Source organism: Pseudomonas paraeruginosa (assembly GCF_003025345.2).
Taxonomy (GTDB): Bacteria; Pseudomonadota; Gammaproteobacteria; order Pseudomonadales; family Pseudomonadaceae; genus Pseudomonas; species Pseudomonas paraeruginosa.
Genome location: NZ_CP020560.1, coordinates 4,795,929 through 4,821,786 on the forward strand (window position 1 = coordinate 4,795,929; position 25,858 = coordinate 4,821,786).

General features: G+C 64.9%; 27 protein-coding genes and 1 other RNA gene. 8 read left to right on the forward strand and 20 right to left on the reverse strand.

Annotation, left to right across the window (positions count from 1 at the left end):
• Nucleotides 1–9 precede the first annotated feature (9 nt).
• The 9 genes from mraY to rsmI form a co-directional block, all read right to left on the reverse strand.
• Complete coding sequence (gene mraY / locus B7D75_RS22715) at nucleotides 10–1,092, reverse strand: phospho-N-acetylmuramoyl-pentapeptide-transferase (RefSeq protein WP_034080924.1); 1,083 nt, start codon at nucleotides 1,090–1,092, stop codon at nucleotides 10–12.
• Entirely contained in the window at nucleotides 1,092–2,468 is a 1,377-nt protein-coding gene (locus tag B7D75_RS22720) for a UDP-N-acetylmuramoyl-tripeptide--D-alanyl-D-alanine ligase (protein WP_107114448.1), read from the reverse strand. Before B7D75_RS22720 ends, mraY begins: the two co-directional genes overlap by 1 nt.
• On the reverse strand, nucleotides 2,461–3,924 hold the full coding sequence (locus tag B7D75_RS22725; RefSeq protein ID WP_034080926.1) for a UDP-N-acetylmuramoyl-L-alanyl-D-glutamate--2,6-diaminopimelate ligase: 1,464 nt from the start codon (nucleotides 3,922–3,924) through the stop codon (nucleotides 2,461–2,463). Before B7D75_RS22725 ends, B7D75_RS22720 begins: the two co-directional genes overlap by 8 nt.
• Nucleotides 3,924–5,663 (reverse strand): peptidoglycan D,D-transpeptidase FtsI, encoded by a 1,740-nt coding sequence (ftsI, locus tag B7D75_RS22730; protein ID WP_012077196.1) that lies wholly within the window; start codon nucleotides 5,661–5,663, stop codon nucleotides 3,924–3,926. The genes B7D75_RS22725 and ftsI overlap by 1 nt, the downstream gene beginning before the upstream one ends.
• Nucleotides 5,660–5,953, reverse strand: a complete 294-nt coding sequence (gene ftsL / locus B7D75_RS22735; protein WP_003150404.1) for a cell division protein FtsL — start codon at nucleotides 5,951–5,953, stop codon at nucleotides 5,660–5,662. Before ftsL ends, ftsI begins: the two co-directional genes overlap by 4 nt.
• Nucleotides 5,950–6,891 (reverse strand): 16S rRNA (cytosine(1402)-N(4))-methyltransferase RsmH, encoded by a 942-nt coding sequence (gene rsmH / locus B7D75_RS22740; protein ID WP_079383531.1) that lies wholly within the window; start codon nucleotides 6,889–6,891, stop codon nucleotides 5,950–5,952. Before rsmH ends, ftsL begins: the two co-directional genes overlap by 4 nt.
• Before the next feature lie 2 nt (nucleotides 6,892–6,893).
• On the reverse strand, nucleotides 6,894–7,349 hold the full coding sequence (gene mraZ / locus B7D75_RS22745; protein WP_003103101.1) for a division/cell wall cluster transcriptional repressor MraZ: 456 nt from the start codon (nucleotides 7,347–7,349) through the stop codon (nucleotides 6,894–6,896).
• A 314-nt stretch (nucleotides 7,350–7,663) separates the two neighbouring features.
• An RNA gene (gene rnpB, locus B7D75_RS22750) (RNase P RNA component class A) lies at nucleotides 7,664–8,013 on the reverse strand.
• A gap of 40 nt (nucleotides 8,014–8,053) precedes the next feature.
• Entirely contained in the window at nucleotides 8,054–8,902 is an 849-nt protein-coding gene (gene rsmI, locus B7D75_RS22755) for a 16S rRNA (cytidine(1402)-2'-O)-methyltransferase (RefSeq protein ID WP_043101270.1), read from the reverse strand.
• Between the two features lie 126 nt (nucleotides 8,903–9,028).
• Here rsmI and B7D75_RS22760 point away from each other — a divergent pair, with 126 nt between their 5' ends.
• Genes B7D75_RS22760 through B7D75_RS22775 form a run of 4 tightly spaced genes read left to right on the forward strand, consistent with a single transcriptional unit; the run spans nucleotide 9,029 to nucleotide 12,414 of the window.
• The gene (locus tag B7D75_RS22760; RefSeq protein ID WP_012077200.1) at nucleotides 9,029–10,843 is read left to right on the forward strand and encodes a penicillin-binding protein activator; all 1,815 of its coding nucleotides are present in this window, start codon (nucleotides 9,029–9,031) and stop codon (nucleotides 10,841–10,843) included.
• Entirely contained in the window at nucleotides 10,840–11,217 is a 378-nt protein-coding gene (locus tag B7D75_RS22765; RefSeq protein WP_003150412.1) for a YraN family protein, read from the forward strand. Before B7D75_RS22760 ends, B7D75_RS22765 begins: the two co-directional genes overlap by 4 nt.
• Before the next feature lie 28 nt (nucleotides 11,218–11,245).
• On the forward strand, nucleotides 11,246–11,839 hold the full coding sequence (locus B7D75_RS22770) for a phosphoheptose isomerase (protein ID WP_012077201.1): 594 nt from the start codon (nucleotides 11,246–11,248) through the stop codon (nucleotides 11,837–11,839).
• The gene (locus B7D75_RS22775) at nucleotides 11,836–12,414 is read left to right on the forward strand and encodes a BON domain-containing protein (RefSeq protein WP_003150415.1); all 579 of its coding nucleotides are present in this window, start codon (nucleotides 11,836–11,838) and stop codon (nucleotides 12,412–12,414) included. Before B7D75_RS22770 ends, B7D75_RS22775 begins: the two co-directional genes overlap by 4 nt.
• A 57-nt stretch (nucleotides 12,415–12,471) precedes the next feature.
• Here the strand turns inward: B7D75_RS22775 and B7D75_RS22780 are convergent, their stop codons facing one another.
• The 7 genes from B7D75_RS22780 to rplM form a co-directional block, all read right to left on the reverse strand.
• Nucleotides 12,472–12,879 carry a ClpXP protease specificity-enhancing factor gene (locus B7D75_RS22780; protein WP_003094153.1) on the reverse strand — a complete coding sequence of 136 codons (408 nt, stop codon included), beginning with the start codon at nucleotides 12,877–12,879 and terminating at the stop codon, nucleotides 12,472–12,474.
• An 11-nt stretch (nucleotides 12,880–12,890) separates the two neighbouring features.
• The gene (locus B7D75_RS22785; RefSeq protein ID WP_003150418.1) at nucleotides 12,891–13,508 is read right to left on the reverse strand and encodes a glutathione S-transferase N-terminal domain-containing protein; all 618 of its coding nucleotides are present in this window, start codon (nucleotides 13,506–13,508) and stop codon (nucleotides 12,891–12,893) included.
• A gap of 84 nt (nucleotides 13,509–13,592) precedes the next feature.
• A complete protein-coding gene (locus B7D75_RS22790; RefSeq protein WP_003150420.1) occupies nucleotides 13,593–14,375 on the reverse strand; it encodes a cytochrome c1 in 783 nt (260 codons plus the stop codon).
• On the reverse strand, nucleotides 14,375–15,586 hold the full coding sequence (locus tag B7D75_RS22795; protein WP_012077202.1) for a cytochrome b: 1,212 nt from the start codon (nucleotides 15,584–15,586) through the stop codon (nucleotides 14,375–14,377). The genes B7D75_RS22790 and B7D75_RS22795 overlap by 1 nt, the downstream gene beginning before the upstream one ends.
• Nucleotides 15,586–16,179 carry a ubiquinol-cytochrome c reductase iron-sulfur subunit gene (gene petA, locus B7D75_RS22800; protein ID WP_003100631.1) on the reverse strand — a complete coding sequence of 198 codons (594 nt, stop codon included), beginning with the start codon at nucleotides 16,177–16,179 and terminating at the stop codon, nucleotides 15,586–15,588. The genes B7D75_RS22795 and petA overlap by 1 nt, the downstream gene beginning before the upstream one ends.
• 250 nt (nucleotides 16,180–16,429) lie before the next feature.
• Nucleotides 16,430–16,822 carry a 30S ribosomal protein S9 gene (rpsI, locus tag B7D75_RS22805; protein ID WP_003150422.1) on the reverse strand — a complete coding sequence of 131 codons (393 nt, stop codon included), beginning with the start codon at nucleotides 16,820–16,822 and terminating at the stop codon, nucleotides 16,430–16,432.
• A 14-nt stretch (nucleotides 16,823–16,836) separates the two neighbouring features.
• Complete coding sequence (gene rplM / locus B7D75_RS22810; protein ID WP_003150423.1) at nucleotides 16,837–17,265, reverse strand: 50S ribosomal protein L13; 429 nt, start codon at nucleotides 17,263–17,265, stop codon at nucleotides 16,837–16,839.
• A gap of 245 nt (nucleotides 17,266–17,510) precedes the next feature.
• On the opposite strand from rplM, the gene B7D75_RS22815 reads away from it, so the two are divergent.
• Nucleotides 17,511–18,548: an NADP(H)-dependent aldo-keto reductase gene (locus B7D75_RS22815; protein WP_053814529.1), complete on the forward strand. Its 1,038-nt coding sequence runs from the start codon at nucleotides 17,511–17,513 to the stop codon at nucleotides 18,546–18,548.
• A 30-nt stretch (nucleotides 18,549–18,578) separates the two neighbouring features.
• On the opposite strand, the gene B7D75_RS22820 is transcribed toward B7D75_RS22815, so the two are convergent.
• Nucleotides 18,579–19,724 (reverse strand): acyl-CoA dehydrogenase family protein, encoded by a 1,146-nt coding sequence (locus B7D75_RS22820; RefSeq protein ID WP_003120905.1) that lies wholly within the window; start codon nucleotides 19,722–19,724, stop codon nucleotides 18,579–18,581.
• A gap of 253 nt (nucleotides 19,725–19,977) precedes the next feature.
• On the opposite strand from B7D75_RS22820, the gene B7D75_RS22825 reads away from it, so the two are divergent.
• Both B7D75_RS22825 and B7D75_RS22830 read left to right on the forward strand, forming a co-directional pair.
• Entirely contained in the window at nucleotides 19,978–20,877 is a 900-nt protein-coding gene (locus B7D75_RS22825; RefSeq protein ID WP_074197390.1) for a GlxA family transcriptional regulator, read from the forward strand.
• Nucleotides 20,878–20,989: 112 nt separating this feature from the next.
• Entirely contained in the window at nucleotides 20,990–21,952 is a 963-nt protein-coding gene (locus tag B7D75_RS22830; protein WP_043101277.1) for a hypothetical protein, read from the forward strand.
• A 64-nt stretch (nucleotides 21,953–22,016) separates the two neighbouring features.
• Here the strand turns inward: B7D75_RS22830 and zapE are convergent, their stop codons facing one another.
• The 3 genes from zapE to B7D75_RS22845 all read right to left on the reverse strand — a co-directional run bounded on the left by zapE (nucleotide 22,017) and on the right by B7D75_RS22845 (nucleotide 25,247).
• Nucleotides 22,017–23,111: a cell division protein ZapE gene (gene zapE / locus B7D75_RS22835; RefSeq protein ID WP_003150430.1), complete on the reverse strand. Its 1,095-nt coding sequence runs from the start codon at nucleotides 23,109–23,111 to the stop codon at nucleotides 22,017–22,019.
• 92 nt (nucleotides 23,112–23,203) lie between these two features.
• Complete coding sequence (locus B7D75_RS22840; protein ID WP_034080935.1) at nucleotides 23,204–24,550, reverse strand: tryptophan--tRNA ligase; 1,347 nt, start codon at nucleotides 24,548–24,550, stop codon at nucleotides 23,204–23,206.
• A 67-nt stretch (nucleotides 24,551–24,617) separates the two neighbouring features.
• The gene (locus tag B7D75_RS22845) at nucleotides 24,618–25,247 is read right to left on the reverse strand and encodes an alpha/beta hydrolase (RefSeq protein ID WP_053814530.1); all 630 of its coding nucleotides are present in this window, start codon (nucleotides 25,245–25,247) and stop codon (nucleotides 24,618–24,620) included.
• Between the two features lie 144 nt (nucleotides 25,248–25,391).
• Between B7D75_RS22845 and B7D75_RS22850 the strand changes: the two genes are divergently transcribed.
• Nucleotides 25,392–25,838, forward strand: a complete 447-nt coding sequence (locus B7D75_RS22850; protein WP_003094304.1) for a YhcB family protein — start codon at nucleotides 25,392–25,394, stop codon at nucleotides 25,836–25,838.
• Nucleotides 25,839–25,858 lie beyond the last annotated feature (20 nt).

The following is a 25,858-nucleotide window of genomic DNA, read 5'->3' on the forward strand; positions in this document are numbered from 1 at the left end:
TCTTCGTCCTCAACGCAGCTTCAGGGTGGCCAGGCCGACCAGCACCAGGATCACGGTGATGATCCAGAAACGCACGATCACGCGCGGCTCCGGCCAGCCTTTCAGTTCGAAATGATGATGGATCGGCGCCATGCGGAAGACCCGCCGCCCGGTCAGCTTGAAGGAAGCGACCTGGATCATCACCGACAGGGTTTCCATGACGAATACCCCCCCCATGATGAACAGCACGATTTCCTGGCGCACGATCACCGCGATGGTGCCCAGCGCGGCGCCCAGCGCCAGCGCGCCGACGTCGCCCATGAAGACCTGCGCCGGATAGGTGTTGAACCAGAGGAAACCGAGGCCGGCACCGACCAGCGCGGCGCAGAACACGATCAGCTCGCCGGCACCCGGTACATTCGGGATCAGCAGGTATTCGGCGAACTTAACGTTGCCCGACAGGTAGCAGAAGATCCCCAGCGCGCCGGCGACCATCACCGTCGGCATGATCGCCAGGCCATCCAGGCCATCGGTGAGGTTCACCGCATTGCTCGAACCGACGATGACGAAGTAGGTCAGGACCACGAAGAAGATGCCGAGCTGGATCTCGACGTTCTTCAGCAACGGGAAGATCAGGGTGGTCTCGATCGGAGTCTCTGCGGTCATGTAAAGGAAGACCGCGGCGCCGATGCCGAACACCGATTGCCAGAAATACTTCCAGCGACTCGGCAGGCCGCGGGAGTTCTTCTCGATGACCTTGCGGTAGTCGTCCACCCAGCCGATGGCGCCGAACAGCAGGGTGACGATCAGCACCACCCACACGTAGCGGTTGGAAAGATCCGCCCAGAGCAGGGTACTGATGGCGATGGCGGTGAGGATCAGGGCTCCACCCATGGTCGGGGTGCCCTTCTTCGACAGGTGCGACTGCGGTCCGTCGTTGCGCACGGCCTGGCCGATCTGGCGGATCTGCAAGGTACGGATCATCCAGGGCCCCAGCCACAGCGACAGCGACAGCGCAGTGAGCACGCTGAGGATGCCGCGCAGGGTCAGGTACTGGAAGACGCCGAAGCCCTTGTAGAACTGTTGCAGGTATTCGGCCAGCAGCAGGAGCATTAGTGACTCTCCTCGGAGGAACCGCACAGCGCCGCGACGACTTTGTCCATCGCCGCGCTGCGGGAACCCTTGATCAGAATGGTGGTTGTCGGTTGTTCGGTGGTCAGCGCCCGGATCAGGCTGGCCTGGTCGGCGAAATGCCGGCCCGCCTCGCCGAACGCCTGCACGGCGTTGGCCATCAGTGGCCCGACCGCGTACAGCGCGGATACCTTGCCGGCGGCGTAGGCGCCCACCTCGCGGTGGGCCTGCTCGGCCCAGGAACCGAGTTCGCCCATGTCTCCGAGGACCAGGACGGTGCGCCCGGAAAAGCCGCCCAGTATATCAATCGCCGCCAGCATTGACGCGGGGTTGGCGTTGTAGCTGTCGTCTATCACGCGGACGCCGCCGGCGGTCAGCTGCGCTACCGCGCGGCCCTTGACCGGTTGCAGCGCCTGCAGCCCGGCGACGATCCCGTCCAGCGGCACGCCCAGCGCATGGGCCGCGGCAGCGGCGGCCAGCGCATTGGCCACGTTATGCCGGCCCAGGAGATTGAGCTGGACCTGTCCCTCGCCCGCTACGCCGTGCAGCCGGAAGCCCATGCAGCCACGCGCGTCGCGCTGCAGATCGGCGGCGTGGAAGTCGGCCCGGGCCTGCTCGAGGGAGAAGGTCAGCAGCGGACGCCCGTTGGCCCGCGCCTTCCAGGTGGCGAAGGCCTTGTCGTCCAGATTCAGCACCGCGGTGCCGTCGGCGGCCAGGCCTTCGAGAATCTCGCCCTTGGCCTCGACGATCTTCTCCGGCCCGCCGAACTCACCGACATGGGCGGTCCCGGCATTGGTGATGATCGCCACGTGCGGGCGGGTCAGTCCGACCGTATAGGCGATCTCGCCGACGCGCGAGGCGCCCAGCTCGATCACCGCGCTGCGGTGCTGCGGCGCCAGTTGCAGCAGGGTCAGCGGGACGCCGAGGTCATTGTTCAGGTTGCCGCGGGTCGCCAGCACCGATTCGGCGTCGCCGGCCTGGGTGCGCAGGATGCTGGCGAGCATCTCCTTGACCGTGGTCTTGCCGCTGGAGCCAGTCATGGCCGCCAGCGGGCCGGTGAACTTGCGCCGGTTCAGCGCGCCCAACCGTCCCAGGGCGGCGCGGGTATCGCCCACCAGCAACTGCGGCAGGGGCGCGTCGGCGATCTCGCGCTCCACCAGCGCAGCCACCGCGCCCTTGGCGGCAACCTCGGCGAGATAGTCATGACCGTCGAAGCGAGGCCCGCTCAGCGCGATGAACAACTGTCCCGGTTCGATGGCGCGACTGTCGGTGGAAACCGCCGAAAAGACGGCGTCCTCGCCGATCAGGCGGGCATCCAGGGCGACCGTCAACTGGCTGAGGCGAAGAGACTCAAGCATGCGCCACCTCCCAGGCAGCCAGGGCGCGCTCGGCCTGCTCGATATCGGAGAACGGATGCCGTACGCCGTCGATCTCCTGATAGTCCTCATGTCCCTTGCCGGCCAGGAGCACCACGTCATCCACCGCCGCGGAGGCGATCAGGTGGGCGATCGCCTCACCACGCGACGGCAGGAAGGTGACCTTGTCAGCAGCAACGAAGCCTTGGCGGATATCGGCGATGATCGCCGCACTGGCCTCGGTGCGCGGGTTGTCGTCGGTGACCAGCACAGCATCCGCCAGGCGTTCGGCAATCGCCGCCATCAGCGGGCGCTTGCCGGCATCGCGATCTCCGCCGCAGCCGAACAGGCACAGCAGGCGCGCTGCGGCGTGCGGGCGCAGGGCCTCCAGGACTTTCTCCAGGGCGTCGGGAGTATGCGCGTAGTCCACCACCACCAGCGGCTTGTCCCCGCCGCCCAGGCGCTGCATGCGGCCAACCGGCCCCTGCAGTTGCGGCAAGGTGCGCAGGATATCGCCCAGGGGATACCCCAGGCCAAGCAACGCGCCGACCGCGGCCAGCAGGTTGCTCAGGTTGAAGCGGCCGAGCAGCGGGCTGCGCAGCAGGCCTTCTCCGTGCGGAGTGACCAGCGCCGCCTCGATGCCGGCGTCGCCGAAGCGCGCTTCGCGGCAATAGAGGAAAGCCGAGCTGTCGCTGAGGCTGTAGGTGATCAGCTCCGAGTCCTGTTCCTCGCCGGCCAGGCGGCGGCCGAAATCGTCGTCCAGGTTGACCACCCGGCAGCGCAGGCCCGGCCAGGCGAACAGCTTGGCCTTGGCGGCGGCGTAGGCCTCCATCGAGCCGTGATAGTCGAGGTGGTCGCGGGACAGGTTGGTGAACACCGCGATATCGAAACCGAGCGCCGCCACGCGCCCCTGGTCGAGGCCGTGCGACGACACTTCCATCGCCACTGCGCGGGCCCCGGCCTGCTTCAGGTTGGCCAGGGTGGCCTGCACGGCGAGCGGGTCCGGGGTAGTGTGGCGGCCGCTTTCCAGCGCGCCGTAGAAACCGGTGCCGAGGGTACCGACGATGCCGCAGCGCTCGCCGAGCAGGTCGAGGGCCTGGGCCACCAGCTGGCTGACGCTGGTCTTGCCATTGGTGCCGGTGACGCCGATCAGGTCCAGCCCGCGGCTCGGCTCGCCGTAGAAACGCCCGGCGACCGCCGACAGTTGCGCGGCCAGCCCCTTCACCGCGATCAGCGGCGCCTCGCTGGGCGGCAGTTCTCCGGCGCCTTCCGCCTCGTAGGCGACGGCGGCAGCGCCCTTGGCCAGGGCATCGGCGATGTGCGCACGACCATCCTGGCGCTCGCCCGGCACCGCCAGGAACAGGTCGCCCGGGCGAACACCGCGGCTATCCAGGGTCAGCTCGCGGATCAGCAGATCGCGCTCGGCCTGGGGAAACAGTTGGTTCAGGCTCATGGGCATCAGCCACGCCCTCCTTTTGCGGGCGCAGCATTGACCTGCTGCTGTTCGGTGGCCGTCGGCAGGTTATCCGGCGGCACGTTCATCAGGCGCAGCGCGCCGGCCATGACCTTGCTGAACACCGGCGCCGAGACCAGGCCGCCGAAGTAGCCGGCCTTGCTCGGTTCGTCGATCACCACGACCATGGCGATGCGCGGGTCGGTGGCCGGGGCGAAACCGGCGAACAGCGAGCGGTAGGCGTTTTCCCGGTAGCCCTTGGTGCCCACCGAGACCTTGCGCGCGGTACCGCTCTTGCCGGCAGCGTGGTAGCCCGGCACCTGGGCGCGGAACACCCCGCCCTGGGCCTCGACCACCTGCTGCAGCATGCCCTGCACGGTGGAGGCCACTTCCGGCGAGATCACCTGCACGCCGTCCGGCACGCGGTCGACGCGGGTCATGCTCAACGGCACGCTCTTGCCGTCGTTGGCCAGCGCCGCATAGGCATGCGCCAGCTGGATCGCGGTCACCGACAGGCCATAGCCATACGCCAGGGTCGCGGTTTCCGCCTTCGGCCACTTGCGGTGGTTGGGCAGGTTGCCGACCCGTTCGCCAGGGAAGCCCAGCCCGGTGTCCTGACCGAGGCCGACCTGCTGCATGACCGAGTAGATGGATTCGGCGCCGATATCGAAGGCGATCTTGCTGATACCGACGTTGCTCGACTTGATCAGGATCCCGGTGAGGTCCAGCTGCCGTGAATTGCGCGAGACGTCGCGGATGGTGTAACGGCCGATCTGCAGGGTGCCCGGATAGACATCGACGATGTCGCTGGGCTTCCAGCGCCCGCTGGCCAGCGCCGCGCTCATCGAGAACGGCTTGACCGTCGAGCCCGGCTCGAACACGTCGATCATCGCCCGGTTGCGCATGGCCGCCGGCTGCAGGTTGCGGCGGTTGTTCGGGTTGTAGGTCGGCTGGTTGGTCATGGCCAGGATTTCCCCGGTCTTCACGTCCATGATCACCAGGCTGCCGGCCTTGGCGCCGTTCTCCACCAGCGCGTTGCGCAGTTCACGGTGGGCCAGGTACTGCAAGCGCAGGTCGATGGACAGCGCCAGGGTCTTGCCCGGCTTGGCGTTCTTGGTGACCTGCACGTCCTTGATCACCCGGCCACGGCGGTCCTTGAGGACCTGGCGCTTGCCCGGCACGCCGGCCAGCCACTCGTCGAAGGCCAGCTCGATGCCCTCGCGGCCACGGTCGTCGACATCGGTGAAGCCGACCGCGTGGGCCACCACTTCGCCCGCCGGGTAGAAACGACGAAACTCCTCGATGGAGTAGACGCCGGGTACCTTCAGACTGATCACGCCTTCGCCCTGCTCGGGGGTCAGGCCACGAACCAGGTAGATGAATTCGCGCTCGGCATTCTGTTCGATGCGATCGGCGAACAGCTTGGTGTCCTGACCGAGCGCCGCCGCCAATTGAGGCCAGCGCTCCTTGGCGGCCATCAGTTCCTTGGGATTGGCCCACAGGGTGGTGACCGGGGTACTCACCGCCAGCGGCTCGCCGTTGCGGTCGGTGATCAGGCCACGGTGCGCAGGGATGGCGATATGCCGAACGCTGCGCGCGTCGCCCTGGCCCTTGAGGAAGTCATGGTCGATCACGTGCAGGTCGACGATCCGCCAGACGATTGCGCCGACCATCGCCAGCAGCAGGCCGACGATCACGCAGAACCGCCAAGGATAGAGCGCGCCCTGGAAATGGTTCAGCTTCATGGCGCCACCATCCTGACCTCGGACGGGTCGGGCACGCGCATGCGCAGTTGTTCCACCGCCAGGCTTTCGATCCGGCTATGGGCGGTCCAGGTGCTCTGTTCGAGGATCAGCCGGCCCCACTCGGCCTGCGCCTTGTCGCGCACGCTCAGTTCGGAATACAGCGAGTTGAGCAGTTGCCGGTTCCAGTAGGTGCTGTAGGCCACCGCGATCGCCGAAAGCAGCAGGCTTATATAAAGCAGCAGCATGAGAAAGCTGCCGGTGGGCAGGCGCTTGACGAAGAGGCGGCTCATTTCAGCTTCTCCGCGACACGCATGACCGCGCTGCGCGAGCGCGGGTTGGCCTTGAGTTCAGCCTCCGAAGCGTACTGCGGCTTGCCCAGCAGCTTCAGGCGCGGCTCGAAGACCTTGGAGCGGATCGGCAGATCGCGCGGCAGGTTGTCCGCCTCGCCCTTGGCATGCTTGCGCATGAACAGCTTGACGATACGGTCTTCCAGGGAGTGGAAGCTGATCACCACCAGGCGGCCGCCGACGGCCAGCGATTCGAGCGCCGCATCGAGGCCACGCTCGAGATCGCCCAGTTCGTTGTTCACATGGATGCGCAGGCCCTGGAATGCCCGCGTCGCCGGGTTCTTGCCTTTCTCCCAGGCGGGATTGGCGACCGTGATCACTTCGGCGAGATCGGCGGTCCGCTCGAACGGGCGCTCCTGACGGCGCTGCACGATGGCGCGGGCCATGCGCTTGGCGAAACGCTCTTCGCCATATTCCTTGAAGACCCGGGCGATCTCTTCCTCCGCGGCGCTGGCGATGAACTCCGCAGCGCTGATGCCCTGGCCTGGATTCATGCGCATGTCCAGCGGACCGTCGTTGAGGAAGCTGAAGCCGCGTTCGGGATCGTCGAGCTGCGGCGACGACACGCCGAGGTCGAGCAGGATGCCGTCGACCCGGCCTTCGAGGCCGCGCGCGCGCACCTCGTCGCCGAGTTCGGCGAACGAGCGCTGCACAATGACGAAGCGGCCGTCTTCGGCCGCCAATGCTTTTCCTGTCTGGATGGCCTGGGGATCTTTGTCGAATCCGAGCAGGCGCCCCCCGGTGCCCAGTTTCTCGAGCAAGGCTCGACTATGGCCCCCTCTTCCGAAGGTACCGTCCAGATAGCAGCCGTCCTCCCGTGGGGCCAGCGCGGAAACGGCCTCCTCGAGCAGAACGGTGATATGGCGGTAGGTGGCATTCATAGTCAAAGGATCAGGTCGCGTAGTTCGTCCGGCAGCCCACCGGGTTGTTTGATTGCCGCCAGGTCGGCTTCAGCCATGGCGTTCCAGGCATCCTCATCCCACAACTGAAACTTGTTCAGTTGCCCTACCAGCATCGCCCGCTTGTCCAGCTTGGCGTACTCGCGCAGGCGCGGCGGAATGAGGAAGCGCCCGTTCCCATCCAGTTCCAGATCGACGGCATTGCCGATCAGCAGACGCTGCAGGCGCCGGGTCTCCTCACGCAGGGACGGCAACTCGCGCAGCTTGGCTTCGATCAGTTCCCATTCGGGTAAGGGGTAGACGGTGAGGCAAGGGTCGACTGCATCGATGGTGACGATGAGCTGGCCGGCACAACGCGAAACGAGCTCGTCACGATACCGACTCGGCATCGCGAGGCGCCCTTTGGCGTCGAGACTGATGGCATTAGCTCCGCGAAACACGTCAGCGCTTCCCCTGTGGTTGGCTTTCCATGCCAATTGATCCCACTTTTACCCACTTCATACCACTTCCGCACACTATAGAAATCCACACTCCCCACCGTCAAGGCGCGTCAGAAGCGAAAAATCCTTACAGGACGGAGATTTAGCGAGGTTTTGGAAGGTTGCGGAGCGCTTTTAGAAGTAAAAGAAATGACAAAACACAATAAGTCCAAAGTCTTAGGCTTCGAACTTAAAGTGATTTATCAAGAGTGGGAGCCTTTCGCTTTTACGACGGACGGATAAAACCGGGAAAAAGCGACGAAGGTGGGAAGAAGTGGGAGAGTCGATCTATAAGCCGGGTTCTGTCGAGGACAGCCATTCCTCTGGGACGCACATCACTGTACGCCTCAAGCGACCTACCCGAATCCAGCGCGGGCCGCGCCAATGGATTCCTATTTGGTCTTGCTCCGAGTGGGGTTTACCTAGCCACGCACTGTTGCCAGCCGTGCGGTGCGCTCTTACCGCACCTTTTCACCCTTACCGGCGCTGCTGCGCTTAGGCGGTTATTTTCTGTGGCACTTTCCGTAGGCTCGCGCCTCCCAGGCGTTACCTGGCACTCTGCCCTATGGAGCCCGGACTTTCCTCCACCGCGCTATTGCGCGACAGCGACTGCCCAATCGACTCTCCGCCGACAAGGTTAGCGGGAGCAGGCGCGAAGAACAAGCTCAACTCTTCCCTTGGCGCTGCAAAGCCTGTTGATACAAAAGGTTTTTTCGCACCCCGGTGATTTCCGCCGCCAGCGCCGCCGCTTTCTTCAACGGCAGCTCGGCAAGCAGCAGGTCGAGCACCCTGAGCGCCTCTGCACCTATCGATTCCTCGCCTTCCGGCGCCAGCCACCCCGCCACCAGCACAACGCACTCGCCGCGCTGCTGGTTGCTGTCCGACGCCACCCAATCGTGCAGTTCGGCCAGCGGTAGGCTGCGGATGGTCTCGAAGGTCTTGCTCAGCTCCCGCGCCAGCACCGCACGGCGCTCCCCGCCGAACACGTCGCGCATGTCCGCCAGGCTTTCCAGCAGACGATGGGGCGCCTCGTAGAAAATCAGCGTGCGCGGCTCTTCCTGTACCGCCTGGAGGCGGCTGCGTCGCCCCGCAGCCTTGGCGGGCAGGAAACCTTCGAAGATGAACCGGTCCGACGGCAATCCCGCCGCCGACAGCGCCGCGATCAGCGCGCAGGAGCCCGGCACCGGGACTACCCGGATACCCAGCGCCTGCGCCTGGCGTACCAGGTGGAAGCCGGGATCGGAAATCAGCGGGGTACCGGCGTCCGAGATCAGCGCCACGTCGTCGCCGGACTGCAGGCGGGAGATGAAACGGCCGCCCTCCTCGCGCTCGTTGTGTTCGTGGCAGGCGGCCAGCGGCGTCTCGATGCCGAAGTGCTGGAACAGGCGGATCGAATGGCGCGTATCCTCCGCGGCCACCAGCGCTACCTCGCGCAACACCCGCAGGGCGCGCGGGGTGATGTCGTCGAGATTGCCGATCGGGGTCGCCACTACGAACAGAGTGCCTGCTGACACGAAAACACCTCGGGAGCTATCTGAAAAGGTGGCATTGTATCGCGATTCAGGGTGCCGCCATCGCACCCGGCGCGGGGCTCCGGTACAATCGGCGACTCTTTGTGTATGCGCCATGAGAAGCCCGATATGATCGCTTGCTTGCGTCCGCTTTCTGCTTTGATCCTGGCCGGTCTGCTGACCGCCTGCGCGACCTCGTCCAACTCCGGACTGGGCGAACTTCCCCGTACGCCGAATGCCAGCATCGAGCAGTTGTTGCAGCAGGCCAGCCAGAGCAAGCCGGAAGAAGCCGCCCTGCTGCGCCTCTCGGCCGCGGACCTGGCCTACCAGCAGAAGGACCTGGCACGCTCCAGCGCCATTCTCGGGCAGATTCCCCTGGAAACCCTGAAACCGGCCCAGCAGGTCTTCGCCAGCACCCTCGGCGCCGAACTCGCCCTCGCCCGCAACAAGCCCAAGGCCGCCCTGCAGGCCCTGCAGCACCCGAGCATGCAGCATCTCGGCGAACTGCCGGTGACCCAGCAGGTGCGTACCCAACGCGCCAAGGCCCAGGCCCTCGCCGCCGACGGCCAGGTCCTCGCGGCAGCCAAGGAGCGCATCTACTTCGCACCACTGCTCGAAGGCCCGGCGGTACTCGAAAACCAGGAGAAGATCTGGAGCCTGGTCAGCAGCCTGCCGGTCGACCAGTTGCAACCGAGCGCCAGCGAAGGCGACCTCAGCGGCTGGCTGGCCCTGGCGCGCATCACCAAGACCTCGCCGACCCTGCAGCAACAGCAGGCCAGCATCCAGAGCTGGCAGCAGCAGAACCCGGAACACCCGGCTGCCAAACACCTGCCGGCCGCGCTGGAAAAACTCAAGACCCTGTCCCAGCAGCCGCTGACCCGCATCGCTTTGTTGCTGCCGCAGCAAGGCCAGCTGGCCAACGTTGCACGCGCCCTGCAGGACGGCTTCCTCGCAGCCCACTACCAGGCCCAGCAGGCCGGTCAGAACCCTCCCTCGATCAAGCTCTACGACAGCACCCAGGTGCGCTCGGTGGACGACTTCTATCGCCAGGCGCAGGCCGACGGCGTCGAACTGGTCGTCGGCCCGCTGGAGAAGCCACTGGTCAAGCAACTGGCCAGCCGCGAGCAACTGCCGATCACCACCCTCGCGCTCAATTATGGCGACAACAGTCAGGAAGGTCCGGCGCAGCTGTTCCAGTTCGGCCTCGCCGCCGAAGACGAAGCCCGCGCGGTAGCCAGCCGCGCCTGGGGCGATGGCATGCGCCGCGCCGTGGCGCTGGTGCCGCGCGGCGAATGGGGTGACCGCGTCCTGGCCGCCTTCAGCCAGAGCTGGCAGGCCGCCGGTGGCAGTCTGATCGCCGCCGAGCACGTCGACCAGCCGGTACAACTGGCGCAACAGATCGCCGACCTGCTGCAACTGCGCCAGAGCGAAGGCCGCGCCCAGCGCCTGCAAGGTGCCCTGGGCAGCCAGATCGCCACCCAGCCGTCACGCCGCCAGGACATCGACTTCGTGTTCCTCGCCGCCACCCCGCAGCAGGCCCGCCAGATCAAGCCGACCCTGGCCTTCCAGTACGCCGGCGACCTTCCGGTGTACGCCACCTCGCACCTCTACACCGGGACCAACAACCCGACCCAGGACCAGGACCTCAACGGCATCCGCTTCTGCGAGACCCCGTGGCTGCTCAACCCCAGCGACCCGACCCGCCAGCAGGTCGCTGCCCAGTGGCCGCAGGCCAATGGCAGCATGGGCCGGCTCTACGCCATGGGCGTCGACGCCTACCGACTGGCTCCGCGCCTGCCCGAACTGAAGGCCGTACCGAGCCTGCAGATCGACGGCCTGACCGGCACCCTGAGCCTCAACCCGGCCCAGCGTATCGAACGCCAGCTGCAATGGGCCGAATTCCGCAACGGCCAGGTCCAGCCGCTGGGGACCACCAGCTTTTGACCGATAGAGCGAACTCCCGGGACAAGGGGCGCCAGGCCGAGGAAATGGCCTGCGCCCACCTCCTTCGCCAGGGCCTTGCCACACTTGGCAAGAATTGGACCTGCCGCCGGGGGGAGCTCGATCTGGTCATGCTCGACGGCGATACAGTAGTATTCGTCGAAGTCCGCTCCCGCCGGCATCGCGCCTGGGGTGGAGCGCTGGAGAGCATCGACGCGCGCAAGCGCCAGCGCCTGATCCTCTCCGCCGAACTTTTCCTGCAACAGGAGGCGCGCTGGGCCAAACGGCCCTGTCGCTTCGATGTGGTCACCGTCGATACCAGCGACGGACAATCACCACCGCGACTGGACTGGATTCAGAACGCGTTCGACGCCTGAACAGCCGCCCCACCGAAGGTCATTACCGATGGACATGCAACACCGTATCCGCCAGCTCTTCCAGGCCAGCATCGAGACCAAGCAGCAAGCGCTGGAGGTTCTGCCCCCCTATATCGAGCAGGCCAGCCTGGTGATGGTCAACGCGCTGCTCAACGAGGGCAAGATCCTCTCCTGCGGCAATGGCGGCTCGGCCGGCGATGCCCAGCACTTTTCCTCCGAACTGCTCAACCGCTTCGAGCGCGAACGTCCGAGCCTGCCGGCCGTGGCCCTGACCACCGACAGCTCGACCATCACCTCGATCGCCAACGACTACAGCTACAACGAAGTCTTCTCCAAGCAGATCCGCGCCCTGGGCCAGCCGGGCGACGTCCTGCTGGCGATCTCCACCAGCGGCAACTCGGCCAATGTGATCCAGGCCATCCAGGCCGCCCACGACCGCGAGATGGTGGTGGTCGCCCTGACCGGCCGCGACGGCGGCGGCATGGCCTCCCTGCTGCTGCCGGAAGACGTGGAAATCCGCGTTCCGTCCAAGATCACCGCGCGCATCCAGGAAGTCCACCTGCTGGCCATCCACTGCCTGTGCGACCTGATCGACCGCCAACTGTTCGGGAGTGAAGAATGAGCCGTACCGCCTTCGTCGCCGCCACCCTGGCCCTGAGCCTGGCCCTGGGAGGCTGCAGCAGTTTCCTCAGCGCCACCCGGGACAAGCCGATCGACGATGATCGCGGGACCCGCACCATCGGCAGCAAGATCGACGACTCGCTGATCGAGACCAAGGCCGCGGTGAACATCGCCAAGGCCGATCCGGCCCTGGACAAGGATTCCCACATCGTCGTGGTCAGCTACAACGGCATCGTGCTGATCGCCGGCCAGACCCCGCGCGCCGACCTCAAGAGCAAGGCCGAGCAGGCCGCGCGCACGGTGCAGAAGGTCAAGAACGTGCATAACGAGCTGCAGGTGACCGCGCCCTCCTCCCTGCTCGCGCGCAACAACGACACCTGGATCACCACCAAGCTGAAGACCCAGATGCTCAGCGATCCCAACGTGCCTTCCTCGCGGATCAAGGTGGTCACCGAGAACGGCATCGTCTACATGATGGGCCTGGTCAACCAGCAGGAAGCCGCCCAGGCCGTCCGTGTCGCCCAAGGCGTCGACGGCGTGCAGAAGATCGTCAAGCTGTTCGAATACATAAACTGACGAACGCCAGAACGAAAAAAGGCGATCCTTCGATCGCCTTTTTTCATTGCTCGCCGTCTACTTGACCACCTTCAACGACGGCCTGCCGCTGGGACGCGGCGGCTCATCGGACGGCCCACCGTCGTCATCACCCGGCTCGTCGTCCACCGGACCTGGCTGCTCCAGATCGAAGACCATGCCCTGGCCGTTCTCCCTGGCATAGATGGCCATCACCGCCAGCGCGGGAATGTACAGGCTCTGGGCCACGCCCCCGAAACGCCCCTCGAAGCTCACCGCCTCGTTGTCCATGTGCAGATGGCGCACGGCCGAGGGCGAGACATTGAGCACGATCTGCCCATCGCTGGCGTACCCCGGAGGCACCTTTACCCCGGCGAACTCGGCGTTCACCAGGATGTGCGGCGTGCAGTCGTTGTCGACGATCCATTCGTAGAGCGCGCGGACCAGATAGGGACGGCTGGAATTCATCTTCATGTTCCTTAACGCATATCTCGTTCAACGGAAGACAGACTGGCCCGGAAGCTGTCCCGGGCGAAGCCGCGCTCCATGTAGTCGAGCAACGGCTTGGCCTGCCGCGGCAACTCGATGCCCAGTACGGGGAGGCGCCAGAGGATCGGCAGCAGGCAGCAATCCACCAGGCTGAAGTCCTCGCTGAGGAAGTACGCCTTGTCGGCGAACAGCGGGGAAACGCCGGTCAGGCTCTCGCGCAACTCCTTGCGCGCCAACGCCCGCTCGGCCTCCTTGCTGCGCGCATCGAGGATCCGGTCCACCAGGGCACACCAGTCCCGCTGGATACGATGGATCAACAAGCGGCTGTTGGCACGCTTCACCGGATAGTCGGGCAAGAGTGGCGGATGTGGGTAGCGCTCGTCGAGGTATTCCATGACCACCGTCGGTTCGTACAGCGCCAGGTCGCGATCGACCAGGGTCGGCACGCTGCCGTAGGGGTTGACCTCCGCCAGCTCCGGCGGACAGCGCCCCGCCTGGATATCGACCACGTCCACGCTCACATTCTTCTCGGCCAGGACCAGGCGAATGCGATGGCAGTAGTGATCGGCGGGATCGGAATAGCAGGTCAGCTTGTTGATCGAAGCCATGGAGCCCTCCTCGCAGGTCGACTTGTGGGAGGTGAAAAGACGCGCGCGCCCCGGAGGGCGCGCGCTTCGAGACCAACGTGCGGGTTAGTGCACGTCCTTCCAGTACTCGCGCTTGAGGAGATAGGCGAATACGAAGAAGAAGGCCAGGTAGAGCAGGACGTAGGTACCGATACGCTCGGAGGCCAGCTTGTTCGGGTTGGCCGAATAGGCCAGGAAGGTCACCAGGTTCTTGACCTTCTCGTCGAACTGGGCTTCGTTCAGCTCGCCGGTCTTCGGCACCACGGTCAGCTGGTCACAGGCTTCGTGAGTCAGCGGGGTGCCGGTCAGCGGGTCGAACTGCTTCTTGCCATCCTCGACCACCTGCACCTGCTTGCAGCCGATCACCTGGCGTCCCTGCAGGGGAGCCAGGACGTTCGGCATGCCGACGTTCGGGAAGACCACGTTGTTCACGCCCCACGGACGCTTGGGATCCTCGTAGAACGAACGCAGGTAGCTGTACAGCCAGTCGGTGCCACGTACGCGGGCGACCAGGGTCAGGTCCGGCGGAGCGGCGCCGAACCAGGTCTTGGCGTCGGCCGGCTTCATGCCGATATCCATGTGATCGCCGATCTTGGCGCCGGTGAATACCAGCTTTTCCATCATCAGGTCGGCCGGAATGCCCAGGTCGGTGGCGACGCGCTCGTAACGCTGGAACTTGGCGCTATGACAGCCCATGCAGTAGTTGGCGAAGGTACGCGCGCCATCCTGCATGGCCGCCTTGTCGGTCAGGTCGATATCGACATGGTCCAGTTGCGGCCCATGGCCGCCGGCGGCGAAACCCAGGACTGGCAGTACCGCCAGGATCAGTGCAGCGAATTGCTTTTTCATCAGCCAGTCACCCTTTCCGGAACCGGTTTGGTCTTCTCCATCCGGGTGTAGAACGGCATCAGGATGAAGAAGGCGAAATACAGGACGGTGCAAATGCGCGACAGGGTGGTACCCAGCGGGCTCGGAGCCTGGGCACCGTAGTAGCCGAGGATCACGAAGGAAACCGCGAAGATCACCAGCCACAGCTTGCTCAACCAGCCCTTGTAGCGGATCGAGCGAACCGGGCTGCGATCCAGCCACGGCAGGACGAACAGCACGGCGATCGCCGCACCCATCGCCACCACGCCCATCAGCTTGTCCGGAACCGCGCGGAGGATCGCGTAGAACGGGGTGAAGTACCAGACCGGAGCGATGTGCTCGGGGGTCTTGAACTGGTTGGCCATCTCGAAGTTGGGCTTCTCGAGGAAGTAGCCGCCCATTTCCGGGAAGAAGAAGATCACGGTGCAGAAGATGAACAGGAACACCACGACGCCGACGATGTCCTTCACGGTGTAGTACGGGTGGAACGCGATGCCGTCCAGCGGTACGCCGTTCTCGTCCTTCTTCTTCTTGATGTCCACGCCGTCCGGGTTGTTCGAACCGACTTCGTGCAGCGCCAGGATGTGCAGCACGACCAGGCCAAGCAGGACGATCGGCAGGGCGATCACGTGCAGGGCGAAGAAGCGGTTCAGGGTGATGCCGGAGATCAGGAAGTCACCACGGATCCACTGGGCCAGGTCTTCGCCGACCACAGGAATCGCGCCGAACAGGGAGATGATCACCTGGGCGCCCCAGTAGGACATCTGGCCCCAAGGCAGCAGGTAGCCCATGAAGGCCTCGGCCATCAGCGCCAGGTAGATCAGCATGCCGAAGATCCACACCAGCTCGCGCGGCTTCTGATAGGAGCCGTAGAGCAGGCCGCGGAACATGTGCAGGTAGACCACGATGAAGAACGCCGATGCACCGGTGGAGTGCATGTAGCGAATGATCCAGCCGTAGTCGACATCGCGCATGATGTATTCGACGGAGGCGAACGCCTCTTCGGCCGACGGCGTGAAGCTCATGGTCAGCCAGATACCAGTGAGGATCTGGTTCACCAGCACCAGCAGCGCCAGGGAGCCGAAGAAATACCAGAAGTTGAAGTTCTTCGGTGCGTAGTACTTGCTCAGATGGTCTTCCCACATCTTGGTCGCGGGAAAACGCGCATCGACCCAAGCCATGAACTTGTTCATCAGGCTTTCTCCTGGTCCACGCCGATGGTGATGACATCGTCAGCATCGAACGTATAAGGCGGAATCGGCAGGTTCAGCGGCGCAGGCTGGCCCTTGTAGACACGACCGGCGAGGTCGTAGTGGGAGCCGTGGCAAGGGCAGAAATAGCCACCCTTCCAGTCCGGACCGAGGTCGGCAGGGGCGACTTCGGGACGGAAGGTCGGCGAGCAGCCCAGGTGGGTACAGATGCCGACGATCACCGCCAGTTCCGGCTTGATCGAGCGAAGCTTGGGATCGACGTACTCCGGCTGCTCCGAGGCCTTGGAGTCCGGGTCGGCCAGTTGTCCTTCGAGGCTCGGCAGGGCGTCCAGCATCTCCTTCGTACGGTGCACGATGAATACGGGCTTGCCGCGCCATTCAGCGATGATCTGCTGACCTGGATCGATCTTGCCCACGTTCACCTGCACCGGCGCGCCAGCAGCCTTGGCTTTGGCACTGGGGAACCATGACCCTACGAACGGGACCGCAGCACCCACCGCTCCCGCCGCGCCAACCACAGAAGTGGCCGCGACGAGGAAGCGACGCCGGCCTGCATTCACGCCGTCATTACTCATTCAGTCGTCTCCCATCAGCTTCAGACCTGTTCTAATCAGGCCTTTAAGTAAAAATTCGAGCCGCGCAAAAAATTCGCCAAATGGTAAAGAAAACCCCCTTTGATGACAAGGTAATAGCCTGACACAAACAGCCCGAAACCCTTGCAGGGCGCGCTCTCCGGCCATGCGACACCTTGCCGCAGAGAGTAGAGCGTAGACATAAAAAAACGCCCAGCTCCGAAGAGGTGGGCGTTTTTCATCAAGCGTCGACTTAACGCTTGGAGTACTGCGGACGCTTACGCGCTTTACGCAGACCGACTTTCTTACGCTCGACTTCGCGGGCATCGCGGGTCACGTAACCGGCCTTGCGCAGCGGGCTGCGCAGGGTTTCGTCGTATTCGATCAGGGCACGGGTGATGCCGTGACGGATCGCGCCAGCCTGACCACTTACACCACCGCCGACGACGGTGACGAAGATGTCGAACTTCTCGACGGTCTCGGTCAGCTCGAGCGGCTGACGCACGACCATGCGAGCGGTTTCACGACCGAAGAACTGGTCGAGGCCGCGGTTGTTGATGGAAATCTTGCCAGTACCCGGACGCAGGAAGACGCGAGCGGTAGCGGTCTTACGACGGCCAGTGCCGTAATTTTGAGTCGCCGACATAATGAGCTATCCCGTTAAATCTTCAGTTCTTGGGGCTGCTGAGCGGTGTGCGGGTGGTTGGCACCCTTGTACACCTTCAGCTTGCGATACATATCGCGACCCAGAGGGTTCTTCGGCAGCATGCCTTTCACAGCGGTCTCGATGACGCGCTCAGGGGCCTTGGCGATCAGCTTCTCGAAGTTGATCGACTTGATGCCGCCCGGGAAGCCGGAGTGGTGGTAGTACATCTTGTCGGTGGTCTTGGCACCGGTCACACGCACCTGCTCGGCGTTGATGACGACGATGTAGTCGCCGGTATCAACGTGCGGAGTGTACTCAGGCTTGTGCTTGCCACGCAGGCGGCGGGCAATTTCGGTCGCCAGACGACCCAGGGTCTGGCCGGCAGCGTCGACGACGAACCAGTCGCGCTGTACAGTTTCCGGTTTCGCGGTATAGGTTTTCATTCGTTATAGCCTCAGGGGCCGCCTGAAAATAAGACGGCGAATCTTACTGGACAGTGGTTGCCTTGACAAGTCAAGGACAGCCGAAAACAGACACGAATTGGGGCTCGGGTCGGTGTGCGTCCGTAACGACTAGATATATCGATCGGCAGGCTAGGCATCCCCCGCCGATGAAAGGCTGCGGAATTATGCAGATTTCGCCAGAATTTACAACCGCATTAACCACTTAATTTCACGAGGACACCCGCATGCAGTATCGCCCGCTCGGCCGCACCGACCTGAAAGTCAGCGCCCTGTGCCTCGGCACCATGACCTGGGGCGAGCAGAACAGCGAGGAGGAGGCGTTCGCCCAGATCGCCAGGGCCAAGGCCGCCGGGATCAATTTCATGGATACCGCGGAGATGTACCCGGTGCCGCCGCGCGCGGAAACCTATGCCAGCACCGAGCGCATCATCGGCAACTGGTTCCGCCGCAGCGGCGACCGCGCCGACTGGATCCTCGCCAGCAAGATCGCCGGCCCCGGCAACGGCATCAGCCATGTGCGCGACGGCAACCTCAGGTTCAACCGCCGCCACATCGTCGCCGCTCTCGACGCCAGCCTGCAGCGCCTGCAGACCGACTGGCTGGACCTCTACCAGTTGCACTGGCCCGAACGGCGCACCAACTTCTTCGGCCAGCTCGGTTACCAGCACCAGGAGGAGAGCTTCACCCCCCTGGAGGAAACCCTGGAAGTGCTCGACGAGCAGGTGCGCGCCGGCAAGATCCGCCATATAGGCCTGTCCAACGAAACGCCCTGGGGCACCATGACCTTCCTCAGGCTCGCCGAGGAGCGCGGCTGGCCGCGCGCGGTGTCTATCCAGAATCCCTACAACCTGCTCAACCGCAGCTTCGAGGTCGGCCTGGCGGAGATCGCCATCCGCGAACAATGTGGCCTGCTGGCCTACTCGCCAATGGCCTTCGGCATGCTTTCCGGCAAGTACGGGAATGGCGCCCGTCCGGCCAACGCGCGCATCAGTCTCTACAGCCGCTTCACCCGCTACACCAACCCGCAGGCCGAGGCGGCCTGCGCGCGCTACGTGGCGCTCGCCCGCGAGCATGGGCTGGAGCCGGCGCAGATGGCGCTGGCCTATGTCACCTCGCGGTCGTTCGTCAGCAGCAACATCATCGGCGCCACCTCGCTGGAACAACTGGAAACCAACCTTGGCAGCATCCACCTGAAGCTGGACGAGGAAGTGCTCGCCGCTATCGACGCGATCCACCGGGAGCAACCGAACCCGGCGCCCTGAGCTCTCCAGGGCCCGGCGGCCGGGAGCGCGTCACAGGGCCCGCGCGATGATCTCCTTCATGATCTCGTTGGTACCGGCGTAGATCCGCTGCACCCGGGCATCGGCCCAGGCCCGCGCCACCGGGTATTCCCACATGAAGCCGTAGCCGCCGTGCAATTGCACGCATTCGTCGAGCACCTTGCATTGCAGGTCCGTCGTCCAGTACTTGCACATGGCGGCGGTGGGTACGTCCAGCTTGCCCTGGAGATGCTGCTCCATGCAGCGATCGACGAAGACCCGGCCGACCTGGATCTCGGTGGCCATTTCCGCCAGCTTGAAACGGGTGTTCTGGAAATCCGCCACCGACTTGCCGAACGCCTTGCGCTCGCGAGTGTAGTCGAGCGTCCATTGCAGGGCCGCCTCGGCCGATGCCAGCGCGCCGATACCGACGGTCAGGCGCTCCTGCGGCAGCTCCTGCATCAGGTAGATGAATCCCTGGCCGTCCTTGCCGAGCAGGTTCTCCCGGGGAATCCGCACATCCTGGAAGAACAGTTCGGAGGTATCCTGGGCCTTCATCCCGACCTTCTCCAGTCGCTTGCCCTTGCTGAAGCCCGGCGTACCCGCCTCGACCACGAACAGGCTTATGCCCTTGGCGCCAGCCTTCGGATCGGTCTTCGCCACCACGATCACCAGGTCGGCGAGGAAGCCGTTGGTGATGAAGGTCTTCGAACCATTGATGACGTACTCGTCGCCATCCAGTACCGCGGTGGTCTTCACCCCTTGCAGGTCGGAGCCGGCGCCCGGTTCGGTCATGGCGATGGCCGCGACCATCTCGCCGGATACCAGCTTCGGCAGGTACTTGCGCTTCAGCGCCTCGCTGCCGTAGTGGAGGATGTAGGGTGCGGCGATGTCCGAATGCAGGGAGAAGCCGATCCCGGTCAGCCCGGCCCGACCGATTTCTTCGATGACCACCGCGCTGTAGAGGAAGTCCGCGCCCATCCCGCCATATTCCTCCGGCAGGTGCGAACAGAGCATTCCGGCCTCGCCGGCCTTGTTCCAGAGCGCGCGGTCGACATGCCCATCCTTTTCCCACTGGTGATGGAAAGGCACGGCCTCCTGTTCGAGGAACTTGCGCACGCTGTCGCGGAACAGTTCGTGGTCGGAGCTGAACAGGGTTCTCGGTATCATCGTGGTCACCTGGAAACGGTCTGGGATCGGATTGGCCGCACGCGGCAGGCCTTCGACTGTAGGGAAATGCCCCGACCGACGCACTGGACAGTTGCGCCAAAAAATAAGACGATCCAGCCGCCTTTTGACCGCTTTCCCTTACTCACAACAACGATAAAAATCCATGCGCGCTCAATCCGCCCCGGTGCTGAAACATGTCGGCATCGTCGCCATCGACGGCGTCTTCGCCTCGACCCTGATGCAGGCCAAGGACTTCTTCCACATGGCCAGCCTGCGCCACGGCAAGCAGCAGGGCCTCGGCCTGCAGCCGGCCTTCCGTACGCGCATCCTCAGCCCCGACGGCCAGCCGGTACGCAGCTTCAGCGGCGACAGCATCGCCGTCGACGGCCCCCTCGCCGCCTGCGATATCGTGGTCCTGCCAGCCTTCTGGGGCGACTTCGACGCCCTCGAGCGGCGCTATCCGCAGATCGTCCCCTGGCTGCGCCGCAGCCACGCCGAGGGCACCGCGCTATGCGGCGAGGCCACCGGGGTCTTCTGGCTGGCCCGGGCGGGGCTGCTGGACGGCAAGGAAGCGACCACCTACTGGCGTTTCTACCGGGAATTCGCCGAGCGCTTTCCGAATGTGCTGCTCAACCAGGAAAAACACCTCACCGACGCCGACGACCTGTTCTGCGCCAGCGGCGTCACCTCCGCCTGCGACCTGTACATCTACCTGATCGAACGCTTCTGCGGCGGTCCGGTGGCCCAGGCGGTGGCCCGCGATACCCTCTACGAGGTGCAGCGCAGCTACACCCCGGGACGCATCGGCTTCGGCGGGCAGAAACTGCACCACGACCCGACGATACTGCAGATCCAGCAATGGCTGGAAGACCACTTCGCCGACAAGTTCCGTTTCGAGGATGTCGCCCGCGACCACGGCATGAGCATCCGCAACTTCATGCGGCGCTTCCAGGCGGCCACCGGCGACAAGCCACTGCACTACCTGCAGCGCCTGCGCATCGAGACCGCCAAGGGCTTGTTGTCGAGTACCCGCAAGAGCATCAAGACGATCAGCTACGAAGTCGGCTACGACGACGCCAGCTTCTTCGCCCGCCTGTTTCGCCAGCACACGGAGCTCTCCCCCCACCATTACCGCCGCCAGTTCCTGCAGAAGGAAAGCTGAGCCGGCCATCCCTAGGATGGGTAGCCAGGCGGGCCTGCACGGGTTCTCATGAACCTCGCAGGCCCGCCGCAGACGCGGGCGTTCCGAACAACGACAAGAACGGACCTTTGCCATGCGCCTTTATCTGCTCGCCTTCCTGGCCCTCTTCGGTACGAATGTCATGGCCGCCGACCACTGGAAAGCCTTCCCCTACGACCAGAGCGCCTATGACTATCCCGGCGACAAGTTGAAGGAAGCCTGGCCGCGCCTGACCCGCGGCTTCGGCAGCTATCCCTATCCGGACGCCGACTGGGTGGTGAGCATGGCCACCTCGCACCCCGACGCCCTGGAAAAGACCGTGAAGGCCGGCACCGGATTTACCGGCAGGCCCGAGGAAGCCGCGGAGTATGCGGCGCGACTGCAGGACGTCTGGCGCCTGCTGTTCCGTGGCGACTACGCCAAGGCCAAGGAACAGGGCCTGGCCCTGGGGGTTGGCGGCCAGGTCCCGGCAATGTTCGCCCAGGTGCTCTACGCCATGTTCCTGGCGCCCACCCAGGCGGAGAAGCAGCGCCTGCTGGAAGAGGTGATCGACTACACCGAGCAGGCCGGCCCGCTGGTCAAGGCCGATATCGTGGCCCAGTTCGGCAGCGTCTACGCCAAGGCGCGCCTGGCCGAGGAGCTGTCGGTACCGGTGGTGCTCAAGCGCGGCTATACCAGCGAGATCCCCAGGGAACTGGACGCCCTCCTGGCCAGGCAGCCCAACCAGCCGTTCGCCCTGGCGCTCTACGGCGGTTACGAGGCGGGAGTGATCCGCAAGGTCGGCAAGCTGGTCGGCAAGATGACCTACGGGGTCAGCGCCGACAAGATGGAGCAGTATTTCGCCCGCTCCTTCCGCCAGGCCGACGACCTGCCGATCGGCCACTACGAATACGCCAACGCGCTGACCTACGTATACGGCGACGACGAACGGGAGAAAGCCATCGCCCAACTGAAGCAGGCCGTGGCGATCAAGCCGATCAACGCCATGGAAGCCCTCGAAGTGGCCCACGCGAAGAAGCTCCTCGCCGGTTTCGAACAGAACACCGCGCAACGCTGAGACGCCGCGCGCCCATGAAAAAAGGGGTTGCCATCGGCAACCCCTTTCTCGTTCCCGCCCCGGATCAGGGCCGGTGCGGACGCGTCAGGTATTCGTGGGACTGCATTTCCAGCAGACGGCTGAGGGTGCGCTGGAACTCGAATTCCAGCCGGCCGCCACTATAGAGGTCCTTGAGTTCGACCTCGGCGGAGATGATCAGCTTGACGCTACGGTCGTAGAACTCGTCCACCAGGTTGATGAAGCGTCGCGCCATGTCGTCCTTGGCGACGCCCATCTGCTCGACGTTGGAGATCAGCACCGCGTGGAAGATCTTCGCCAGTTCGATGTAGTCGTTCTGGCTGCGCGGGCCGTCGCACAGCTCGCGGAACTCGAACCAGGCAACGTCGTCGCAGGTCAGGCGCGCGCGAATCTCGCGGTTCTCGATCATCAGCGCCTCGTCGCGCTGGGCCTTGGCGCAGTCCGGGGTCAGGGCCTTGAAGCTGCGCGCCATCTCCTCCTCGACCTGCTCGCTGAGCGGCCAGTGGAACAGCTCCGCCTGCTCCAGCGCACGCAGTCGATAGTCGACGCCGCTGTCGACGTTGACGATCTCGGTATGCTCCTTGAGCAGGGCGATCGCCGGCAGGAAGCGCGCGCGCTGCAGGCCGTCCTTGTACAGGCCGTCCGGAACGATGTTGGAGGTCGCCACCAGGCTCACGCCATTCTTGAACAGCTCTTCCAGCAGCGTGGCGAGGATCATCGCGTCGGTGATGTCGGAGACGAAGAACTCGTCGAAACAGATCACCCGCGCCTCGTCGGCGAAACGCTTGCCGATGATGGTCAGCGGGTTCTTCTCGCCCTTGAGGGTCTTCAGTTCTTCATGCACCCGCTTCATGAAGCGGTGGAAGTGCGTGCGCACCTTCTGCTCGAACGGCAGCGATTCGAAGAAGGTATCCACCAGGTAGGTCTTGCCGCGGCCGACGCCGCCCCAGAAGTACAGGCCCTTGACCGGCCCGCCGGACTTCCTGCCGAGCAGCTTGCCGAACAGGCCGGGCTTGGCATGGTCGGCGGCGACCAGGTCGTCGTAGAGGCGTTGCAGATGCTTCACGGCATTCGCCTGTGCGGCATCGTGGAAGAAATCGGGGCGTTGGAGATCGGCCTGGTAGCGCTCGAGGGGCGTCATGATCGGTAGCAATGCAACGAAAACGGGGCCGTCACTTTAGCGACGACCCCGTCTCTTGGCAATCGGCCATCCGTCGAGGGCGGGCCGCAGCCTTATTCCTGCGGCGCCAGCGCTTCGCGGGTGCGCTCGATGGCGGCGTCGCGGGCGGCGGCGTCGGCAAAGGCCGGGCTCTGCGCCACCGCTTCGCCGTCCAGCCACAGGCCGAAGGCATTGCCGTCGACCCGCAGGTCGGTCCCCTCGCCGCCCTGCAGGCGCTTGCTCACCGCGCCGGCGGCCTTGCCATCGGCAAAGGCGCGGGACAGCAGCAACTGCTCGCCGGCGGCATCCAGCAGGCGGAAACGGAAGCTGCCGTCGTCGTCGCGGAAGCTGACCAGGCGCGCCGCCTTGGTGGCCTTCTTCCTGCCAGCCTCGGCGCTCTTCAGCGGCTCGCGCAGGGAGCGCAGGCCGACCGCCTCGCGCAGCTCACCGAGGAACGGCGTGGCGATGCGGCGCGCCTTGGCCGCGCCAGCGAGAAGGATGTCCTCGATGTCGTCCGGCTTGGCGATCAGCGCCTGGTAGCGCTCGCGGGCCTCGCCCAGTTCGTCGTCGAGCAACTGGAACAGGCGTTGCTTGGCCTCGCCCCAGGCCAGGCCGTCGAGCAGCTCCTGGCGGAACGTGGCGACCTGCTCCGAGCTGGCGAAGGCCGAATAAAGGGTGAACAGGTGCGAGTTGTCCGGGTCCTTCGCTTCGCCCGGCGCGCGCGAGTCGGTGACGATGCGGGCGATGGCGTCCTTGAGTTGCCTGGACGAACTGAACAGCGGGATGGTGTTGTCGTAACTCTTGGACATCTTGCGTCCGTCCAGGCCCGGCAGGGTGGCGACGCTTTCCTCGATCACCGCCTCGGGCAGGACGAAGAACTCGCGACCGTTGCCGAACAGGTGGTTGAAGCGCTGGCCGATGTCGCGGGCCATTTCCACGTGCTGCACCTGGTCGCGACCGACCGGGATCTTGTGCGCGTTGAACATCAGGATGTCCGCGGCCATCAGCACCGGGTAGCTGTAGAGGCCCATGGTCACGCCGGCGTCCGGGTCTTCGCCGGCCTCGACGTTGCGGTCCACCGCCGCCTTGTAGGCATGCGCGCGGTTGAGCAGGCCCTTGGCGCTGACGCAGGTGAGCAGCCAGGTCAGCTCGGGAATCTCGGGAATGTCCGACTGCCGGTAGAAGGTCGCACGCTCGACGTCGAGGCCACCGGCCAGCCAGGTCGCGGCGATCTCCAGGCGCGAGCGCTGGATACGAGCGGGATCGTCGCACTTGATCAAGGCGTGGTAGTCCGCCAGGAAGTAGAACGAATCCACGTCGCTCCGACGGCTGGCGAGGATCGCCGGGCGGATGGCGCCGGCGTAGTTGCCCAGGTGCGGAGTGCCGGTGGTGGTGATGCCGGTCAGGATACGAGTAGTCATGCGATACCAGGTGTCAGGCAAAGAAAAAGATGGCGCGCCGGATGGTAGCAGGGCCGGCGCGACGACGTCAGTCCTGCAGGCGCGGCAGCAGCAGGTCCTTCAGCTCGATCAGCTTGCCGTGGAAGAAATGTCCGCTTTCAGCCACCCGCAGCAACTCGTGCGGACGCGCCAGGGACTCGCTCCAGGCATACACCGCCGAAGGCGTGACCACATCGTCGTCTTCCGGCTGGATCACGGTCAGCGGGCAGCGCCCGGGCAGGCTGACGGCGAAGCGCTCGACCGGCGGCGCGATCATGAACAGTCGCGCCAGCGCGACGTCCTGCGCCTCCAGGCGGCCGGCCAGGTTGCCGACCACGCAGGAGCCGAAGGAAAAGCCCATCAGGGTCAGCGGCAGCCCCGGATGGCGCTCCAGCAACCAGCGCGCGGCGGCCTCGGCGTCATCGATCTCGCCGATACCCTCGGCGTAGCTGCCGGCGCTCTGGCCGACGCCGCGGAAGTTGAAGCGCAGGGTCGCCAGGCCGGCGTCGCGGGCGGCGCGCTGCAGGGTGGCGACCACCTTGTTCTGCATGGTGCCGGCGAACAGCGGATGCGGGTGGCAGGCCAGGGCGATGCCGCGGGCGTCCGCCAGGTCGAGGTGCAGGGCTTCCAGCGGCCCGCAGGGACCGTCGATGGTTACAGGGTTTTCGCGGGTAGACAAACAGGTACTCCGTGACCCCGGCTCGGGTCGACTCGTCTAGCAGATTACTCCAAGCGACACAGGCACTTACTCGCGTGCCGTGGTATACAGCTCGGACTCAAGCCGTTAACGTAAAGCAAAGCCGTCTATAGAGGAAGGATTCGCGTGGAACAGTCGCTCACCGCCTGGCTGCTGCCGGCCCTCGCCCTGGTCGCCGGGGTCGCCATCGGTTTTCTGATCGCCCGCCTGCTGCCCAACGCCGCACCGAACAAGGTGCAACGCCAGATGGACGACCTGCAGGACCGCTTCGACAGCTATCAGCGCGAAGTCGTGACCCATTTCAACACCACCGCCAGCCTCGTCAAGAAGCTGACCCAGAGCTACCAGGACGTGCAGGAGCACCTCTCCGACGGTGCCCAGCGCCTGGCCCTGGACGAACAGACCCGCCAGCGCCTGCTGGCCGCGCTGCATGCCGACGAAGCCTACCCGGCCGAGCGCCGCGAGCGCCTGACCCCGCCGGCCAGCGGCGAGGTGCCGAAGGACTACGCGCCGAAGAGCCCGGACAGCCCCGGCACCCTGGACGCCACCTACGGCCTGAAAGGCAAGTACTGACGCGTTGTGCAAAACCGTCG